Annotated in this window: 23 protein-coding genes, 2 tRNA genes and 1 pseudogene; 21 read left to right on the plus strand and 5 right to left on the minus strand. The window is 54.9% G+C overall.

Annotated features, from left to right (window positions below; genetic code table 11):
- The 11 genes and pseudogenes from JCM25354_RS02855 to JCM25354_RS02900 form a co-directional block, all read left to right on the plus strand.
- The coding region (locus JCM25354_RS02855) for a MotA/TolQ/ExbB proton channel family protein (RefSeq protein ID WP_025884889.1) at positions 1 to 821 on the plus strand (821 nt) is incomplete at its 5' end.
- A 2-nt stretch (positions 822 to 823) separates the two neighbouring features.
- Positions 824 to 1,245: pseudogene (locus JCM25354_RS16195) on the plus strand (ExbD/TolR family protein).
- A gap of 114 nt (positions 1,246 to 1,359) precedes the next feature.
- A complete protein-coding gene (locus tag JCM25354_RS02865; RefSeq protein ID WP_025842174.1) occupies positions 1,360 to 1,794 on the plus strand; it encodes an ExbD/TolR family protein in 435 nt (144 codons plus the stop codon).
- Entirely contained in the window at positions 1,795 to 3,051 is a 1,257-nt protein-coding gene (locus JCM25354_RS02870) for a tetratricopeptide repeat protein (protein ID WP_025884890.1), read from the plus strand.
- Positions 3,052 to 3,148: 97 nt separating this feature from the next.
- Positions 3,149 to 3,913 carry a response regulator gene (locus JCM25354_RS02875; protein ID WP_025884891.1) on the plus strand — a complete coding sequence of 255 codons (765 nt, stop codon included), beginning with the start codon at positions 3,149 to 3,151 and terminating at the stop codon, positions 3,911 to 3,913.
- A 6-nt stretch (positions 3,914 to 3,919) separates the two neighbouring features.
- The gene (locus JCM25354_RS22015) at positions 3,920 to 4,417 is read left to right on the plus strand and encodes a hypothetical protein (RefSeq protein WP_243443855.1); all 498 of its coding nucleotides are present in this window, start codon (positions 3,920 to 3,922) and stop codon (positions 4,415 to 4,417) included.
- On the plus strand, positions 4,414 to 5,280 hold the full coding sequence (locus tag JCM25354_RS22020; protein ID WP_243443856.1) for an ATP-binding protein: 867 nt from the start codon (positions 4,414 to 4,416) through the stop codon (positions 5,278 to 5,280). Before JCM25354_RS22015 ends, JCM25354_RS22020 begins: the two co-directional genes overlap by 4 nt.
- 74 nt (positions 5,281 to 5,354) lie before the next feature.
- The gene (locus JCM25354_RS02885) at positions 5,355 to 5,918 is read left to right on the plus strand and encodes a NifU family protein (protein ID WP_025884892.1); all 564 of its coding nucleotides are present in this window, start codon (positions 5,355 to 5,357) and stop codon (positions 5,916 to 5,918) included.
- Positions 5,919 to 5,922: 4 nt separating this feature from the next.
- Entirely contained in the window at positions 5,923 to 6,540 is a 618-nt protein-coding gene (locus JCM25354_RS02890; RefSeq protein WP_243443857.1) for a malonic semialdehyde reductase, read from the plus strand.
- 17 nt (positions 6,541 to 6,557) lie between these two features.
- Complete coding sequence (locus tag JCM25354_RS02895; protein ID WP_025884894.1) at positions 6,558 to 7,184, plus strand: tRNA threonylcarbamoyladenosine biosynthesis protein TsaB; 627 nt, start codon at positions 6,558 to 6,560, stop codon at positions 7,182 to 7,184.
- A complete protein-coding gene (locus tag JCM25354_RS02900; protein ID WP_025884895.1) occupies positions 7,181 to 7,645 on the plus strand; it encodes a GNAT family N-acetyltransferase in 465 nt (154 codons plus the stop codon). The genes JCM25354_RS02895 and JCM25354_RS02900 overlap by 4 nt, the downstream gene beginning before the upstream one ends.
- Here JCM25354_RS02900 and JCM25354_RS23250 read toward each other — a convergent pair.
- Positions 7,618 to 7,851: a sulfurtransferase TusA family protein gene (locus JCM25354_RS23250; protein WP_084294609.1), complete on the minus strand. Its 234-nt coding sequence runs from the start codon at positions 7,849 to 7,851 to the stop codon at positions 7,618 to 7,620. The genes JCM25354_RS02900 and JCM25354_RS23250 overlap by 28 nt on opposite strands.
- Positions 7,852 to 7,947: 96 nt before the next feature.
- On the opposite strand from JCM25354_RS23250, the gene JCM25354_RS16205 reads away from it, so the two are divergent.
- The 5 genes from JCM25354_RS16205 to JCM25354_RS02925 all read left to right on the plus strand — a co-directional run bounded on the left by JCM25354_RS16205 (position 7,948) and on the right by JCM25354_RS02925 (position 11,903).
- Entirely contained in the window at positions 7,948 to 8,346 is a 399-nt protein-coding gene (locus JCM25354_RS16205) for a MucR family transcriptional regulator (protein ID WP_035446669.1), read from the plus strand.
- 66 nt (positions 8,347 to 8,412) lie between these two features.
- Complete coding sequence (locus JCM25354_RS02910; RefSeq protein ID WP_025884896.1) at positions 8,413 to 8,907, plus strand: Fur family transcriptional regulator; 495 nt, start codon at positions 8,413 to 8,415, stop codon at positions 8,905 to 8,907.
- A 23-nt stretch (positions 8,908 to 8,930) separates the two neighbouring features.
- Positions 8,931 to 9,803, plus strand: a complete 873-nt coding sequence (locus JCM25354_RS02915) for a GNAT family N-acetyltransferase (RefSeq protein ID WP_051537201.1) — start codon at positions 8,931 to 8,933, stop codon at positions 9,801 to 9,803.
- A gap of 77 nt (positions 9,804 to 9,880) precedes the next feature.
- Complete coding sequence (lnt, locus tag JCM25354_RS16210) at positions 9,881 to 11,344, plus strand: apolipoprotein N-acyltransferase (protein ID WP_051537179.1); 1,464 nt, start codon at positions 9,881 to 9,883, stop codon at positions 11,342 to 11,344.
- 64 nt (positions 11,345 to 11,408) lie between these two features.
- The gene (locus JCM25354_RS02925; protein ID WP_025884898.1) at positions 11,409 to 11,903 is read left to right on the plus strand and encodes a helix-turn-helix domain-containing protein; all 495 of its coding nucleotides are present in this window, start codon (positions 11,409 to 11,411) and stop codon (positions 11,901 to 11,903) included.
- Positions 11,904 to 11,938: 35 nt separating this feature from the next.
- Here JCM25354_RS02925 and JCM25354_RS02930 read toward each other — a convergent pair whose 3' ends face one another.
- Positions 11,939 to 12,601 (minus strand): tyrosine-protein phosphatase, encoded by a 663-nt coding sequence (locus tag JCM25354_RS02930; protein ID WP_025884899.1) that lies wholly within the window; start codon positions 12,599 to 12,601, stop codon positions 11,939 to 11,941.
- Between the two features lie 93 nt (positions 12,602 to 12,694).
- On the opposite strand from JCM25354_RS02930, the gene JCM25354_RS02935 reads away from it, so the two are divergent.
- Positions 12,695 to 13,003, plus strand: coding sequence for a hypothetical protein (locus JCM25354_RS02935; protein WP_025884900.1), 309 nt, complete (start codon positions 12,695 to 12,697; stop codon positions 13,001 to 13,003).
- Positions 13,000 to 13,746, plus strand: a complete 747-nt coding sequence (locus JCM25354_RS02940) for a class I SAM-dependent methyltransferase (protein WP_025884901.1) — start codon at positions 13,000 to 13,002, stop codon at positions 13,744 to 13,746. Before JCM25354_RS02935 ends, JCM25354_RS02940 begins: the two co-directional genes overlap by 4 nt.
- Positions 13,747 to 13,769: 23 nt before the next feature.
- On the opposite strand, the gene JCM25354_RS02945 is transcribed toward JCM25354_RS02940, so the two are convergent.
- Positions 13,770 to 13,949, minus strand: a complete 180-nt coding sequence (locus JCM25354_RS02945; RefSeq protein ID WP_025884902.1) for a Trm112 family protein — start codon at positions 13,947 to 13,949, stop codon at positions 13,770 to 13,772.
- 85 nt (positions 13,950 to 14,034) lie between these two features.
- On the minus strand, positions 14,035 to 14,985 hold the full coding sequence (locus JCM25354_RS02950) for a tetratricopeptide repeat protein (protein ID WP_025884903.1): 951 nt from the start codon (positions 14,983 to 14,985) through the stop codon (positions 14,035 to 14,037).
- A 190-nt stretch (positions 14,986 to 15,175) separates the two neighbouring features.
- Here JCM25354_RS02950 and JCM25354_RS02960 point away from each other — a divergent pair.
- The 3 genes from JCM25354_RS02960 (at position 15,176) to JCM25354_RS02970 (ending at position 18,041) form a co-directional block, all read left to right on the plus strand.
- Positions 15,176 to 15,250, plus strand: a tRNA-Gly gene (locus tag JCM25354_RS02960).
- Positions 15,251 to 15,546: 296 nt separating this feature from the next.
- A complete protein-coding gene (locus JCM25354_RS02965) occupies positions 15,547 to 16,497 on the plus strand; it encodes a hypothetical protein (protein ID WP_243443882.1) in 951 nt (316 codons plus the stop codon).
- A gap of 95 nt (positions 16,498 to 16,592) precedes the next feature.
- On the plus strand, positions 16,593 to 18,041 hold the full coding sequence (locus JCM25354_RS02970; RefSeq protein ID WP_025884905.1) for an APC family permease: 1,449 nt from the start codon (positions 16,593 to 16,595) through the stop codon (positions 18,039 to 18,041).
- 15 nt (positions 18,042 to 18,056) lie between these two features.
- On the opposite strand, the gene JCM25354_RS02975 is transcribed toward JCM25354_RS02970, so the two are convergent.
- Positions 18,057 to 18,131: transfer RNA gene (locus tag JCM25354_RS02975), tRNA-Thr, on the minus strand.
- Between the last annotated feature and the right edge of the window lie 87 nt (positions 18,132 to 18,218).

Genomic DNA, 18,218 nt, shown 5'->3' on the forward strand with positions numbered 1-18,218 from the left:
TCCGGCACCTCGATGCCGCTGCCCCTGCAGTTCCGGCGCCTGATGCCGCCGCTCCGGCACCCGAGGCTTCCGCTGACACGGCAGCCCCGAAATCCCAGGAAAACCCGTACGGTCTGGGTGCCCTGTGGAACGGCGGCGACGTGATTTCCCGCAGCGTTCTGATCATCATGGTGATCATGTCTGCTGGTACCTGGATCATCATGGTCACGAAATTCCTTGAGCAGTCCAAGGTTTTTGGTGCCTCCAAGGAAGCCGCTCGCGAGTTCTGGACCAAGCCGACCGTTCAGGAAGGTGCTGCTGCCCTGAAGCCGGCCTCGCCGTTCCGCTACATTGCCGAGACGGGTATCGTTGCTGCCCAGCATCATGAAGGTTCAATGCGTGATGCCATTGACCTGCATAGCTGGACTGCCATGTCCGTTCAGCGTTCGGTCGATACCATCAACACGCGTCTGCAGGGCGGCCTTGCCTTCCTTGGTACTGTGGGTTCGACCTCACCGTTCGTCGGTCTGTTCGGCACTGTCTGGGGTATCTACCATGCCCTGACCGCAATCGGCATCGCTGGCCAGGCTTCGATCGACAAGGTTGCCGGTCCGGTTGGTGAATCACTCATCATGACGGCTATCGGTCTTGCGACTGCTGTTCCGGCTGTTCTGGGTTACAACCTGCTCGTTCGTCGTAACAAGGGCGCCATGGACCGCGTGCGCAACTTCGCTGCCGACGTTCAGTCTGTCCTGCTGGGTGGCTTCCGTCACGGTGTTACGCCGACGACCGGTGGCGATCATAGCCCGACGACCACGACCACCAGCTCGCGAGTTGCCTGATCATGGCAATGAACGTCGGTGGGGGTGGTGAAGAAGACGAAGTCGTCTCGGCGATCAACACGACGCCGCTCGTCGACGTGATGCTTGTTCTTCTCATCATCTTCCTGATCACCATCCGGTTGCGACGCATACCGTGAAGGTGCAGCTGCCGCGCGACGCCAACCAGCCGACCCAGACCAAGCCAGGCAATGTTGTCCTGGCGGTCACGGCGAATGGTCAGGCGTACTGGAACGAGGTTCCTTTGCGTGGTCATCAGGATCTGCTCGATCGTCTCGAGAAGATCGCGGTCATCAAGCCGCAGCCCCAGATCCAGATCAGGGGTGACGGCAAGGCAAGATATGAAGCTGTCGGCAAGATCGTTGCGACCTGTCAAGAAGCTGGCATCTATCGTATCGATTTCATCACCGAGCAGCCTCATTCCTGACATCAGGTCAGGGTACCAGCTTCAGGAAGGACCGGTTTTTGAAATCGGGCCTTCCGGCTCCGTTATTTCCGGGTGCCGGCCTGTGCCGGTTTCCGCCTGTTGGAGAGTTCTCTCATGGCCATGAGCGTCGGATCCGACAGCACGCATGAAGACGAGGGCATCGTCGATATCAACACGACGCCCCTGATTGACGTCATGCTCGTGCTGCTCATCATGCTGATCATCACTATTCCGCTTCAGACGCATTCAGTCGCGCTGGATCTGCCGCAGGGCAACCCGCCACCGAGTACGGAAGAGCCCAAGGTTGTTACGGTGGCGATTGATTTCGATAATTCTATCAGCTGGAATGGCACCCCCATCTCCTCCGAGGCCGATCTTCAGGCGCATTTCATGGATGCAGCCAACCAGCCCGACCAGCCTGAAATGCATATTCACCCGAATCGTCTTGCCGATTACAAGACCGTAGCCCACGTACTCGCCGACGCTCAGCGTCTTGGTGTCAACAAGCTCGGTATCGTCGGACAAGACCAGTTCATGGAAGGACAGTAAGTGCGTTTTCCCCGTTGTTCTCGCGCCCTCCTTGCAGCCAGCTCGCTTCTGGCAGTTTCCTCTTCTGTCCCCGTTGTCGGCGCCTGGGTGGCACCTGCCGCGCAGGCTGAAGACCAGCTGAGCGCCAAGGTCGGCAAACCGCTGCAAGAGGCGCAGACGGCACTGGGTGCAAAAAACTATGCCAAGGCCATGAGTGCCGTGGATGCAGCCGATGCCGTGCCGGGGAAAACCGAATACGAGAAGTATACCATCGCGCAGATGCGTGCAGCCGTTGCTGCCTCGTCGGGCGATGTTCCTGCCGCATCCAAGGCCTATGATGTGCTCATTGCTTCATCGCGCACACCGGCTGCGGCCAAGCAGCAGATGCTTATGGCGAATGCGACCATGGCCTACAATGCCAAGGACTATGCACGTGCCGTTCCCGCTATCGAACGCTATCTGAAAATTGCCGGTCCAAATCCCCAGATGCAGGCTCTTCTGGTGCAGGCTTATTATCTGCAGCAGGATTTCAAGAATGCAGCCCGGGTCCAGCAGGATCAGATCAACGCCGAAATTAAGGCAAAGCGTGTTCCCAGCGAGAACCAGCTTCAGTTCCTTGCGACCTGCTATCATCAGATGAAGGATGCGGCCAACGAGACGCATGCCTATGTGCTGCTGGCCAAATATTATTCAAAGCCTGACTATTGGGCGATGCTGATCCATAATCTCGCCGCTGATCCCCAGATGCCGGATGCCTTGCAGTTCAATCTTGAACGCTTGCGCATGGCGACCGGTGTGCTCAAGGATCCGGCTGATTACATGGATATGATTGAGCGTGCTGTTCAGGCAGGTCTGCCGCAGCTTGGCCTCAATCTTATGGATCAGGCCTATGCATCCGGTGCGTTGGGCAAGGATGCCGGCGCTGCGCGTGAAGCGCGCCTGAAAGCTGTGGTTGTAAAGCGTGCTGGAGAGGTCAAGGCCAGCCTCCCTGCGGATGTGGCCGCAGCCCGTCAGTCCCCTGCTGCGACGCTTTCGCTGACGGCAGGCTATAATCTGGTTTTGAATGGTCAGGTTGACGAAGGACTTGCGCTGATGCGTGAGGGCCTGAAGAAGAACCCTGCTGCCCCTGAAGGTGCCAAACTGCAATATGGCATGGCGCAGATGGATGGCGGTCGCAAGGATGATGCGCTCAAGACTTTCGCAGAGGTTCATGGTGATCACGGATCACAGGATCTGGCCCAGCTCTGGACGCTTCTTGTAACAAAACCGGCAAGGTGAGGGAAAGCGCGTATCAACGCGATCCTTTCTTGTTATTCTGAGCTGTGTCAGACATAGATTGTATCAAATTTCGTTTCACAGCATGATCGACGGGTTTATGACGACAGTATCTCCCTCTACTGACCTGCCGGCTCGTATCCTTATCGTTGAAGACGATCCGGGAATGCGAACCCTTATCCAGCGTGCCCTTCAGGGAGATGGCTTCCGGGTTCGCAGTGTCGCTTCCGGGGATGAAATGTGGGATGCCCTGGCAGTTGGTCCCGTTGATTTGCTGGTCATGGACGTGATGCTTCCCAAGACCAGCGGTATAGAGCTCTGCAGGGCTATTCGTAACGGACAGGGAATGAACCACCCTGGTGAGGCTTCACTGGCCCAGACCCCTATCATCATGGTCTCTGCCCGAGGGGAAGAACGCGATCGCGTTCTTGGCCTCGAGATTGGTGCAGATGATTATGTTGCCAAGCCGTTTGGTCAGCGAGAACTTCTGGCTCGGGTACGCGCCGTATTGCGTCGTGGCCAGGGAGCTGCCCCGACGGAAGTATCCCGCAAGGAGACAATCCTGTTTGCAGGCTGGAAGCTTGACCTGCGTCGTCGTGAACTGACAGATCCTTCGGGTACTGTTGTCGATATTTCCGGCGCAGAGCATGACTTGCTTATCAGCTTTCTTGATAATCCGCAGCGTGTCATTGCTCGTGATCGTCTGCTCGAACTGTCCCGTACACGCCTTGGCGATGTGTCTGATCGCAGTATTGACGTTCTGGTCAGCCGTTTGCGTCGTAAGCTCGGTGCCGATGCAGACTCCCTGATTCGTACTGTACGCGGCCTAGGTTATATTTTTGTGGCAGAAGTAGAGCGCGTCTGAGGACGCATGCCCTTCACTCTGGGAGGGGGCAGCACGCCCCGTATCATCCGTCTCTGGCCTGTCGGCCTTGTCGGACGAGTCAGCGTCGTGCTGCTTGCTGCAGTCATTCTCGTTTTTGTAGCCAGTGCCTTTTTCTACGAAGAGGCTGAAACCTATATCGATGATGACAGCCGTATTACCCAGCTGGCAGAGGAACTGAGCACTGATCTCAGGGTGCTGCGTACCACGCCTATCAGTCAGCGTGGCCTCTTGGGGGCATTGCTTTCTGATAACGGTATCAATGTTGCCTGGCGTTCTGCCAATCAGTCTTTCGAACTGACACAGCCTCACAGGCTGCGTAAGGTCGAAGACAGCCTGATTGCCAATGATCGTGATCTCGCAAAAGCTGATATTCGCGTCTGGGCTGATCGTGCCGATTCTTCAAGTATCCACGGCACATTACAGCTGGCTGACGGCAGCGTCTTGTATTTAATGTGCCAGGTATTCTCAAGCACCGTCATATGACTGGTGGACTGGCTTCGGCGGCCATCACTGCTGGAGCTGTCGCGATTGCCGCCGCTATGATCGTCCGCTCCCTCAGTACGCCGCTCCGGGCTCTGGCCGAAGTGGCTGACAGTATTGCCAAATCAGACGATACGCAGTGGACGATGCTGGACGAGCGTGGCCCACGGGAAGTGCGTGGGCTGGCGCATGCAATAAACAAGATGCAACATCGCATCCATCGCCTGATCAGTGATCGTACCGAGATCCTGGCAGCTGTCTCGCATGATCTGCGCACACCTCTGGCCCGTCTGCGTCTGCGTGCCGGCTTCATGGATGACGAGGAAACGCAAGCCGCGATCGAAGCCGATATCGACGAGATGGAGGCGATGGTAACGGGGGCTCTGGCCTATCTGGCAGGGGACCTCGATCCTGAGCCGGTCAAGCAGGTCGATCTTGTGGCCATTCTCAATACCTTGCTTGACTCACAGAGTGATCGTGGCAGGGACACGAGTTATACTGGTCCTGATCGTTGTCAGGCCTGGGTACGGCCGCTTGCGATCAAACGGGTATTTGCCAACCTTATTGACAACGCCTGTAATTACGGCGGCAATGCTCATGTAACGTTTGAAACTACCGGTCAGAACGCATTAATCTCCGTGATTGATGATGGCCCCGGTATTCCTGAAGCCGAACTGGAGAAAGTGCTGTCGGCTTTTTACCGTGTCGAGGGGTCCCGTTCGCGGGCGACTGGTGGCATGGGGCTGGGCCTTGCCATTGTGACCCGTGAAGTGGGTCGTGCGCGTGGCACAGTTGATCTTCATAATGTGCCTGGTCGCGGCCTCTGTGTGCAGGTTACCCTGCCTCTTGGGGTACCAGAAGTCTGAATCCGTTAAAAGGGACTTGCGTAGTCGCGATTGATGGCACATCTCACAGCTATAACTGAGATCTGAGAGTTGTGATGTTTATTGAGACCGAGGATACGCCCAACCCCGCTACTCTGAAGTTCCTGCCCGGTCGTGCTGTTACCGGGCATAGAGGTTCTGCCGATTTCGCCGAGCCAAGCGCGGCTGAAGGTCGATCACCTCTTGCCGTGACGCTTTTTGGCGTCAATGGGGTCAGCGGTGTCTTTCTCGGTTCCGATTTCATTTCTGTCACCAAGACTGATGAGTTCAGCTGGAACACGCTCAAGCCGCTTCTTCTTGCTGCCATTACGAGCCATTTTGACTCAGGGGCCAAGAGTCTCGAAGCTGCCGCTGAGGCCCAGGAGGAAGCCATTGCTCCTGAAGATGAGGCTGTCGTAGCACAGATTCGCGAGCTTCTTGATACGCGCGTTCGACCTGCCGTTGCAGGGGATGGTGGTGATATCGTATTCAGGGGATATCGTGATGGCGTGGTGCGTCTGACGATGCAGGGCGCTTGTGCAGGGTGTCCGTCATCGCGGGCGACGCTCAAGCATGGCGTCGAGAATATGTTGCGCCACTATGTCCCTGAAGTGGTGGCAGTCGAACAGGTTGAGGATTGAGAACGTGACTGAAAGCCATCCGGAGTTTCTTGCTACGGCACCCCTGGATGAGACGTCACTGGATCAGCTTTTCAGGCAGGCACGGACGCCACATGGGTGGGCAGAAATGCCTGTTGAACGTGAAACGCTGGTTGCGCTCTACGATCTACTCAAGCTTGGTCCGACCTCTGGCAATACCTGCCCCGCCAGATTCGTTTTTCTGACGTCGGACGATATGAAAGAGCGGCTCAGGCCAGCTCTTTCTGCGGGCAATCTTGAGCTCTGTCTCAAGGCGCCTGTAGTGACTCTGGTCTGTCATGATCCGCTTTTCTTCGAGCATCTTCCACGCCTCAGTCGTGAGGCCGAGCTGCGGAACTGGTTCGCTGCCGATGTCGGACTATCGGAAGAGACGGCGTTTCGTAATGGATCCTTGCAGGGAGGGTATCTGATTCTTGCGGCGCGCGCACTTGGCCTGTCCGTAGCGCCATTCTCGGGATTTGATTCCTATGCTGTAGAAGACACTTTTCTTAGTGACACAGGATGGCGGATTAATTTTCTTGCAGGACTCGGCTATGCTGACGCGCGCGTTCTGTCTGAACGTGCCATGCGTCTGAGCTTTGATGAAAGCTGTCTCGTTCTCTGATGCTGGCAGAATCTCCGATGCGCAGTCTGGTCCTGAATGGCGCTACGCTCGGTGCCGGTTCCCTTGGAGACGTGGCCGGGTTTGTCGGCGCAGAATGCATCATTCACGAGCCTCTGGAAGGTATTGGTGCGACTGCCTCTCTGGCATCGACCTGCCAGTCCCTGTTTCGTAGACTTGGTTGGGACAAAGGACCTGATCGCATTATTGCCGTCACAGGGCCTGGTTCATTTACCGGGCTGCGCGCGAGCCTGGCTCTAGCAGATGGTTTGTCATTCGGCTTCGGAGCGAGGCTGCATGGTGTGACAACTGGGCAATGTTTTCGGGCTAACCCTGACTGGGCGAGTACGATCTGCCTGACATATGCACGACGTAACAGGCTTTTTGCAGAATTTCCTGATGGACAATTCTGGGCGGGGGCACCGGATGATCTGACTTTGCCTGACGGGGCTCAGATCATTGGTAACGGTGTGTCAATGATCATGAATACAAATATCGAGCCTATTGATCAGCCCAGGCCTGATTTGCGGCTTGTTTTCTCGGCAGGTCTGACGGCACCCGCAGTCACGGCATTGCAGCCTTTCTATATAGACGCTCCGGAAGCCAAGCCTCCTGCACAAGGGCTGCGTCCTGCACCGATCAGATGACAGATCAGTCAGTTTGTCAGATTGTCAGTACATCCCACGCGGTTCTTTGTGCCTCTTTGCATGCACTATGTTTTTCCGAAGGTGAACAATGGAGCGAAGAGGCATTCACAGCTCTGTTATCAGCTCCGGGTGTAATGGCCTGGGTCGTTCTGGAAGAGAATGAGCCATCCGGTGTGCTGATGATAAGATATGTAGCAGATGAGGCAGAAATTCTTACTCTTGGGGTAATTCCTGCACATCAAAGAAGAAATCTGGCATCGAAACTTATTGCTCATGCTTGCGATATACTGAGGGATCAGGGGGTGCATAGCTTGTATCTTGAGGTTTCAACTAACAACAGGGCAGCAACTGCCCTGTATGTAAAACAGGGGTTTCTGCAATGTGGATATAGGCAGGCCTATTATCCTGATGGCAGTGATGCCTGTGTTATGCGTTATGATTTGGTTAATGTAATTATGTAGTCACTTGGGCCGTTATCATCGATTGGTTGGCTATGAGCCTGCTGGCCAAGTGTAGCGAGAAGAAGTTCTACGTTTCGGCGTGTTTCCTCGCCATGCAGAATGATTTCCAGAGCGTCACCCGTCACACTTCTATCAAGCGCAAGTCTGACATAAACCGTTGTCATCGGGCAGATCTTGTCTCTTATATCAATTGTTTTTATGTTCATAATATCTAAACCTTATGAATAGTTGTTCTGTTGCCTTGAATTCGGTTTATTGTTCAGTATATATTTCTTGGGAAATATTTCTCGGGGAGAAGCCATATGTCTGACGAGCCGGATAACTTAACCCTTCAAAAGCTTACTACACAGATTATTTCTGCTTATGTAACCCATAATGAGATTTCGGGTCAGGATCTACCCAATCTCATTCGTACTGTTCATCAGACCCTGTCAAATGTGGCTAATACCAAGCCTGAGACTGTCAAACCTGTTCCTGCAGTACCACCGAAGAAATCAGTTTTCCCTGATTACATTATCTGTCTGGAGGATGGTAAGAAGCTGAAACTGCTGCGCCGTCATTTGCAAACCGTCTATGACATGACACCACAGCAATATCGTGAACGCTGGGATCTGCCGCCGGAGTACCCGATGGTAGCGCCAAATTATGCCAGCCATCGTTCAAATCTTGCGCGCAAGATCGGCCTCGGTCACCGACGGTGAGAAAGCAGCTCTTTGCCTGCTACTTAACGTTGGCAAAGGGCCGGTTTTTCGGCTACGCCCTATCTCATGGTATCTGAAGCGAAAGCTGACGCAAAGCGAAGCGGGCGGGCTCAGGATGAGTCGCGCATCGGGCAATTATGTATCGAACGTGGCCTGAAGATGACAGGACAGCGTCGCGTGATCGCGCGCGTTCTGTCCGAGGCTGAAGATCACCCTGATGTCGAGGAGCTGTATCGTCGTGCGGCGCAGCTCGACAGCCGGATTTCGATCGCGACGGTCTACCGGACCGTCAGACTGCTCGAAGAGAAGGGTATTCTCGAAAGGCGTGATTTCGGTGGTGGTCGTGCCCGTTATGAGGCAAGCGAGCCTGGGCATCAGCATCACTATCATCTGATCGATGTTGATACCGGACATGTCGTGGAATTTGAAGATGAGGACCATGCGGTTCTGATGGAAACGTTGGCGCGTCGCCTCGGATTCGATCTGGTCTCTCATCGTCTCGAACTTTTTGGTCGCCGTCTGCCCAGAAAAGCCGGCGAGCCGACAGGTCAGGACGGATGAACGCCAAACCTTCACATGCCGAGATGTTCCGCCTGCTGGTCACGGATGGTGAAAGCAGTACGCCTGCGGGCAATTCTCTCTCTACGCTTGAGCTGGCAAGGGATGCTTTTCCCGAGCTGCGTGGTGGGCAGCTCGGCGTCAGGATTGCGACGACTGATGCCGAACGTGAAGCCGCACAGGCTCTGCGTTATCGCGTGTTCTTCGAGGAAATGGGTGCGCGCGCTGACGAGCGCACGGCGCGACTGAAGCGTGATATTGATGAATTTGACGAGGTGGCAGACCATCTCCTTGTCATTGATCACGCTGTTTCCTCCGGTGCAGAAGGCGTCGTCGGAACCTATCGTCTTCTGACCAGTGACAAAGCAGCTCATTTTGGACGCTACTATACGTCGAGCGAATACGATATTTCTCCTCTGACCGAATTTCCGGGTCGTCTGCTTGAAGTCGGTCGATCCTGCGTCGATCAGCGTTATCGTGGCCGTTCAGCCATGCAACTGCTTTGGCGCGGTATTGCTTCCTATATCTTCCTACACAGGATCGACGTGCTTTTTGGCTGTGCCAGCCTGCCTGGTACCAATCCAGAGGTCATGGCAGACGAACTGACATATCTTTATCATAATCATCTTGCTCCCCCGGCCTTGCGCATCAGGGCGTTGCCGGAGCGTTATGTCGACATGCAGCGCCGTGACCCGCATTTGCTGGATCATCGCAAATGCCTCTCCAGACTGCCTCCTCTGATAAAGGGCTATCTCCGGCTCGGGGGGTTCATTGGTGATGGCGCGGTAGTGGACGAGCAGTTCAATACGACGGATGTTGCCGTTCTCGTAAAAAGCGAGCTTCTGGCAGACAAATACTACCGTCATTATGAGCGCCGCCTGAGGGACGCTCTCGAATAAACCAGGAGCATAGAGTGACTTTCCGGCTCTGGAATTTTTCCTCTTCATCGAGCCGGCTTCCATTTTCCACCGGGAAAATGATTCTGGCAGACCTTCTCGTTGGAGCCTTTTCAGCTCTAGCGCTCCCGCCCCTCTTTTTTCTACCGGCTCTGGCTGTAGGGCTGCTCTATCTTTATCGCTGTACGCAGGATGCGTCGAATAGTCGTCAGCTCGCGCTCCATGCCTTTTTCTTCGGGTTGGGTTATCATACGCTCGCTCTGTCCTGGCTGACGAATGCCATTCTGACGCGCGCTTCAGAGTTCTGGTGGGCTGTACCGATTGCAGCGCCTGGCTGCGCACTCATTCTGGCGCCTCTGACGGTCCTCCCGGTGGTGTTCTGTCGTCTGGTTCCTGCGGGACTGGCCAGAATGATTCTTCTGTCCGCTTTGTGGACGCTCGCCGATATGGCGCGTGTTTTCATTTTCACCGGATTTCCATGGAATCCGACCGGTAGCGTGTTCGAATTACCCGGTCGTATTGGCGATATTCTGATCCAGCCAGCGGCTTTTATAGGGGTCGATGGTCTCAGTTTTTTAGCCGCATTGACTGGTCTTCTGGTGTGGCATGGTCCCAGGGCTCGTCTGTTTCTGGTTGGACTTTTTATCCTGTGGACTGGTGCGGGGTGGTATCGCCTATCTTATCCCGTACTGATGAATGTAACCAATCCGGTTGTGGCGCTGCTTCAGGGCAATGTGCAGGAGCGTGATATTCTCTCACGTTCCGGTGCAATGGATGCTTTCCGGCTGTATCTGCGTCTTACGAATGAGGGGGTATCGAAAGCGCGAGCTCTCGCCTCTGATCGCAGCATCATTTATCTTTGGCCAGAATCCGGTTTTCCGGGGCTACTGGATGAGGATGATGCTGCACGTCGGCTGATTGCACAGGCAGGAGATGGTGCCTGGGGCATGATTGGTTCGGACCGTCGCGATGAGCAGAACCGTTATTACAACAGTGTCATGGCGCTCGATGAGAGTGGCCAGATAAAAGCTATTTATGACAAGGCGACACTCGTGCCGTTTGGCGAGTACCAACCGCGTTTTATTCCGTTTAATCTGTTACCTGGCCAGCTTACACCAGGGCAGGGACTTACTACATGGTCGATACCGGCATTAGGCGATGTCGGCCCCATGGTCTGCTATGAGGTTATTTTTTCTGGTCATGTCACCGGAGCCATCCGTCCGAACTGGCTTGGTAATGTCACGAATGATGCGTGGTTTGGTAACAGTGCAGGACCCAGGCAGCATCTGGCTACGGCAAGAATGCGTGCTGTTGAGGAGGGGCTTCCCGTCGCTCAGGCTGCGAATATGGGTATCACGGCCGCATTCGACAGTTTTGGCCATGAACTGGGCCGTTTGCCATGGGGTCATGCGGAAAGCCTTGTGATTGCCTTACCGTCGCCTCACCCTCCGACCATCTTCTCACAGTACGGAAGGAGTCTGCCAATAATACTATGTGCAACGGGTATCATTCTGGCTGTTTTCCTTGGGCGCTACCGGAAATAGATAATAAAAGGTTAATCCATGGCGATTGACGCCTGAGATTAACCCTAAATATGAGTCCTGATGCATGAGTAATACCCAGAAAAGCGCTTCGGCTGCTGGTCCGATAGACGTTCTTGTGGGCGCGCGTATTCGGTTGCGCCGTACGTTATTGGGCATGTCTCAAGAAAAACTTGGTGCTGCGCTTGGGCTGACATTTCAGCAGGTACAGAAATACGAGAGGGGCGCCAACAAGGTGGGTGCCAGCCGACTTTATGAGATGTCGCGCGTTCTCAATGTACCGATAGGTTTTTTTTTCGATGATCTTGCAGGGGCTGACAATCACGTTGGACGCCTTGCCTCGCTGTCTACTGGATTTTCCGAGATGCCCCCGGCTTTTGTTAGCAGGAATGGTACGGTAACGGAGCGTCCACCTTGTTCCAACAAAGGAAAACCTGATTTTGATGAAGCGTCAATTGAGCTTTTGGAGGCATTTCAGCGCATTCGCGACGAGCAGGTGAGGCATCAGCTTCTGAAGCTTGTCAAGACGATGGCTGAGCCAGAACGAGATGCAAGGTTATAATCCAAGTCAACCAATTCTTATCTGGCCACACGCGATTATTCACGACGCAGAACCTGATCGGTCAGAAAGGATGCCAGCTTGCCGGCGACAAAATCCTGCTTGAGTTGCGCTTCATCATATTCATGTTCAACCCAGTACAGAAATGAAATGCGGCCTTCGGCCTGGTTCTGATAACGCAGAATGAACGCATCCAGAATACCGGTGCGTGAGCGATTGAAATGGCCAAAACGCCAGTGAAGCTGTTTCAGCGCCTGTGCTGCGGTACCACCTTCGAAAAGGATGACGAGAGCCGAAGCGAGGCCAGCGCGATCGGCACCTGATTTGCAATGCATCAGCATCGGCATTTCAATACTTCTGTAAAGCGAGGCAAAGCGCAGGATACGGTCACGATGCGGAGCGCCGCGGCTTTCGAATGCCATATCGACATGAGCCAGTCCGATCTGTTCAGCGGCATTGCGTGAGAGTGCATCCGAACCACAGCGTCGGTGGCCGCGCAGATTGACTAGAGTATGCAGCCCGAGGCGTTTTGCCAGACGTGCCAGACGGGCGGGGGTCGGGTGGTTGCAGCGATAGACCTTGCCAGGCACGACAGTTGCCAGATTGGTCCATGGCAGACGGAAGATCGCGTGATCGACGAAGAGGCTGTCAATCCATGCCTTGCAGCGGCCATGCGGTGAGGCAAGCGATCCATCAAACACGAAAATTTCTCCTTGAGATAATCCGCCCTGCCTGCCGCACCCGCGTTGATCCGTCAATTGCCGCCGGGTGAGGAGGTTGATAGAACTTGTTTCATGCGTTTCCCTTCGCTTCTTTTTCTGATGACCGTGCTCACCGGCTGCGCGGCGGAAACGTTCGGTCCGCCCAAACCCGATCTGGCTGTAAATGGTCCCCCTGGCCATCCGCCTGGGCGGCCTCCTCATCGTGACCCCATGGCACGCGCTTATGCCTCATTGCCTGTCGCTATTCCCGGTATGGATGGGCAATCCGGACCACCTATGCTGCCGGGGCTTGCCACAGAGACAGTAACTACAGAAGTGAAGCCACAATATGCAGTTCCTGACGCAGAAGTTTCTTATGGTAAGCCAGGCTCCACGCCATGAGTAATTTTGTTACAGCCCATTATGATCTGCGCGCTCAAGATTATGTCTGCAGCGCTGTGCATGCGGCAGGTGCTGATCTTGATTATCTGGTGACAGAGGTAAAAAAGGCTGGATCGCGATGCGTTCTCGATCTTGGCTGCGGCGGGGGTCATGTCAGCTATGCATTGGCCCCTCATGTTGATCAGGTTATCGCTTGCGATCCGACACGAAGCATGGCGCTGGTGGTTCAGGACGAAGCGCAGAAACGGGACATGAAATCGGTTCTTCCCGTCTGCGGTTATGCGGAGACCCTGCCTTTTGCCGCTGGAGCCTTCGATGCCGTATTAAGCCGTTTCAGTGCCCATCATTGGGCCGATCTGGGAAAGGGGCTGGCAGAATGGCGTCGGGTTCTACGTTCTGACGGGATTGGCATTGTAATCGATACCGTCGCGCCGGAGAACGCAATGGCTGACTCGATTCTGCAATCCATCGAGACGCTGCGTGATCCATCTCATATGCGTAACTACACGGTATCGGAATGGCGACGCGCACTGACGTGTGCCGGCTTCGAGATCCAGACGATCACGCCGATGCGCCTGCGTCTGGATTTTGCTTCATGGGTGGCTCGTACAGGTACGTCTGAATTGCATCAGCAGGCCATTCGCTCGGTACAGAGTATGACCAGCACAACAGTCCAGGCGCATTTCGAAATGGATGGAGACGGGAGTTTCACACTCGACACGGCCCTGTTCATTCTGCGTTGAGCCGGTTTCGAGCATAGTCTCTGTCAGTCGGCGATCCGGCGCGCCTCTTCCGGCAACATGACAGGAATGCCATCGCGCACAGGATAGGCCAGACCAGCTCCCTTGCTGATAAGTTCCTGGGCAGCACGGTCATAGATCAGTGCTTCCTTTGTAACCGGGCAGACAAGCATAGAAAGCAGGCGAGGGTCGAGATCCTGGGCCATGAAAGAAAATCCTGAGATTTGATGGTTCAGAAAGTCAGGGTGCTGCGATGCAGCACCCTGTACAGGGAATATGCCTGAACGGAATTCAGGAGAAGAGAAGAGCGGAGAGCTTGCGGCGTGCAGAAAGCGTTGCCGGGTCGCTGTTGCCCCAAGCTTCGAGAAAACGAAGCAGCTCTGTACGGGCTGCCCCTTCATTCCAGTCGCGATCCTGTCGAATGATCGAGAGAAGCGTATCGGCCGCTTCGGTTTTGTTGCCTGCACCGTTGAGGGCGCCTGCCAGACTGAAACGGAGCGCGAGGTCATCAGGGGCTGCGGCGCATTCGGCGCGCAGCCCGTCGAGAGCCGAAGCTGCCTGACGACTTTCCTTGTGCAGGGCAAGGGCAGAACGGGCGCCGGAGATCGCCGGGTGGTCCACGAGTTTGGCAGGTACCTGACCAAGAGCCTCATCGGCGCCTTCTGTGTCATCCAGTGCGACGAGCGCACGAATCATGCCTCCCCAGCTTTCCGGGTTTTCAGGCTCGATTTCGAGTAGGGAAGCGAAAAGGCTAGCTGCTTCAGCAGGCTGTCCATCCTGCAATGCCGTATTGGCAGCAGCAAGCAGATCGGCACTTGGCATGGTGGCGCCAGTCGCTTTCAGGATCTGCTCAATGAAACGGCGAACTTCGCTCTCGGGCTGGGCGCCCTGCATGATATTCAGGATCTGGCCCTTATAGAAAGCAGCGACCAGAGGGATGGACTGGATGGGGAGTCCAATCTGACCAAGCTGTGCAGCGAGGGCGGCATTGGCTTCGACATCGACCTTGACCAGTTTTACCCGACCACCCGCAGCCATTACCGCACGTTCAAGAATTGGCGTAAGCTGCTTGCAGGGGCCGCACCAGGGGGCCCAGAAATCAACCAGAACCGGAAGCTCGCGGCTGGCATCCAGTACTTCCGGCACAAAGCTGCGCTGATCGGCATCGACAATCATGGCGCCATTTCCCTGAGGCGCTCCGGCTGTGCCCTGAGGCGGATTCTGCCCGATGATGTAATCCATGGAATCTCTCTGCTCTAAGGCTGGCAAAAGTGTCCCGCCACCCAATACATTTGGCTACAAGATTGTTCTGAAGCCTGTAGGAAGCAAGCCCGACGGGGAACAACTCAACGAAAGTGAAAAAAAACCATTTTTTTTCAAAAACCCTCTTGCGCCCTGTCGCTCCAGGCAATATTAACCCGTCCAACGGAACGCGGGCGTAGCTCAGGGGTAGAGCACAACCTTGCCAAGGTTGGGGTCGTGGGTTCGAATCCCATCGCCCGCTCCAGACAAATTAGTTATTGTCTGGAGCGTCGCATCCGGAAATCAAAATAGAAAAATGAATAACCAGTTTCGAAAGCTGATTGCTCATTTTCCTGTGAGCTTTCTCACATAAAACCTTTATCCGATAACGATCCTGTCCTGAAGTACAGGAAATACTTGTTATCATCAGGTTGCTTTCAGGAAATAAGAAATTTAACCGTGCTTTGATAACATCAAGAACAGCATGGCTAGATTTTGAAATATTATTACAAAATTTCCGAGAGTATCTTTCCAGAGTTATCGGGACTTTCTCTCTTGTTCGTGATTGCTTGTGCTTTATGCACGACTGTTCCGGCACATGCTTCGGATGCCGAACCGCAATCCAGACATGAGCAATGGTATACCGGGTCGCTCATTTCCCCGTCCGGACCGCAATTCAAGGCTGGTGTCCTCGGTCTCGAGCCTTATCTTTCCTATAATCAGGCAGTCGATTATCTCGGAGCCAATGGGACAAGCATGCCCATGGATGGTAGCCAGAGAACGATAAGCAATTCGACTATGGTCAAGTATGGTTTGACCGATCACATCAGTATCCAGATTTTTCCGGCTATCAGTTACCGCTGGAAGAAGCATGACGGTAATGCGAGCAGCCTGAAATTCGGTGATATGCCGGTGGATTTTCTGTGGCGTTTTATCGATCCTGATCCCAAGCGTTATATTCCTGTCATGAGCCTTTTTGTGGGCATGCTGATGCCAACCGGAGATTATTCCGAGCTTGGGCGCAGTCAGGATGGCGCAGGTAATGGTGCCTATGTCTTTCGTACAGCTCTGGTCGAACAATCGACCTATGAATTGCCACATGACTATACGCTGCGTCTGCGCATGTGGGGTACTTTTCGTCGCGCGGTCAGTTCCGCCCGTCTTCAGGACCTGACGAGTTATGGCACAACCAAGGGCTTTGTCGGACGTGGCCGTCCCGGCATGAACGGGCAGACCGGGTTTTCGCTTGAATTCGGCTTCAACCAGCGCCTGGTGCTGGCGGTTGATATGGTCCGTGACTGGTCGAACGGGTCGCGGGTCTGGGGGTCATATGGTGGTGGTCGCCGGATCGATCGGGTCACGTCGTCTTCTGGTGACTGGATGGTGGCACCGGCCATTGAATATAGCTGGTCGCCGCGCTTTGGTGTGGTCGCTGGTGCTTCGACCTTTTTCGCTGGCCATAATACGAACCTGACCGTTTCGCCACAGATAGCCGTTAATATGATGTTCTAGCCCGTCGTCTGCCCATTTGCCTGCCTTCCGGGCTTGCCTTGTGAAAGGGAGCGCGCCACGCTTCTTTTCATTCAGGTTGTGAGGAAAATGGCATTATGGCGGCTGAAGGCCAGTCTCGTATCCTGCATCGTCAGCTCGGGCCATTCAGTCTTCTGATGATGGGTATCGGCAGTGTGGTCGGTGCAGGGATTTATGTTCTCCCCGGTATTGCTGCGGCCCAGTATGCCGGACCGGCTGTGTCTCTCTCGTTTGTTCTGGCGGCAATCAGCTGCGGTTTTATCGGGCTCTGCTATGCCGAGCTTGCTTCAGCTCTGCCTGAGGCAATGGGGGGCGCCTATGGCTATGCCAGAGCCATACTGGGTATTGGTCCTGCCTGGTGGGTGGCGTGGATGCTGGTGCTTGAATATGCGCTGGCCGGATCTGCCGTTTCTGTCGGGCTGACAGGGTATCTTGCAGACCTTCTCGCTTCCTGCGGAATAATGCTTCCCAAGACCCTCACCAGCTCGACCGTGCTCTGGCGCGACGGAGGATTTCACCTTGCTGGTCAAATCAATCTGGTATCTCTGGGTCTGGTTCTGATACTCGGGCTTGTCCTGTCTCGCGGTATCCGTCAGGCGAGTCAGGCGAATGGCGCCTTTGTCCTGCTTAAGCTTGCGGTACTGATCGTTTTTGTCCTGGTGGGATGGAGTCATGTCAGGCCTGCGCTCTGGCATCCCTTCCTTCCTGTGTCGGAGGGGGGCTTTCATTTCGGGTTTGCTGGCCTGTTGCGCGCGGTCGCCGTAGTCTCTTTTGCCTATCTGGGGTTTGACTCCATCTCGATCGCAGCATCCGAGGCGCGTAATCCCGGGCGCGATGTGCCGTTCGGGCTGATCGGTGCCCTAGCGATCAGTGCTGTACTCTATGTGATGGTTTCTCTAGTCATGACGGGGCTGGTACCATTCCGTGCGCTTGATGTGGCGAGTCCTGTTGCTCTTGCCGTACAGGCTCTGGCCATGCCTTTTCTCGGTTTTGTATTGCAGTTCGGTTCAGTGGTTGGTCTGGGCTCAGTTTTGTTTGTCAGCCTCTACGGACAGTCCCGTCTGTGCCATATTCTGGCCCATGATCGTTTGATCAGCGAGCAGCTGAGTGCGGTTGATCCCAGGACAGGGGCGCCGGTTCTCGCCATTGGAATGACGACGGCACTAACGGCACTGACGGCAGCTCTTTTACCGATCACTCTGCTGGCCGACCTTGTCAGTATAGGCACCATGATCGGTTTTGTTGTGATTGCGCTGGCCGTCATGAAGTTGCGGGGCGATGAAACCCGCCTTCCTGCCCGGTTTCGGGTGCCTTTTCCCGGCTTCCGGATAGGAGCATACTGGATCGGTATCGTGCCCGTACTGGCGATCGTGACCTGTCTGGTCAATCTGACCACGGTATTGAGCGACCTCGTTGCGCAATGCCTCAGAGGTGAATGGATCCCGCTCGGGTTTCTGGCGTTCTATTGCCTGGCCGGGTGGATGCTCGGACGCAAGAACACGACTGTTCTCCAGAAGGCGAGATAGAATAAAGAGGAGATATGGTGCCGACACTCGGAATTGAACCGAGGACCTACTGATTACGAATCAGTTGCTCTACCCCTGAGCTATGTCGGCGTCCTTGGCGCGGTGCTATAGCCGAGACTGCGTAGGACTGCAACAGGGCAAACACCTATCTCTCAGTGGAATCGTTCGCTACACTAT

Source organism: Asaia prunellae JCM 25354, from assembly GCF_000613885.1.
Lineage (GTDB): Bacteria > Pseudomonadota > Alphaproteobacteria > Acetobacterales > Acetobacteraceae > Asaia > Asaia prunellae.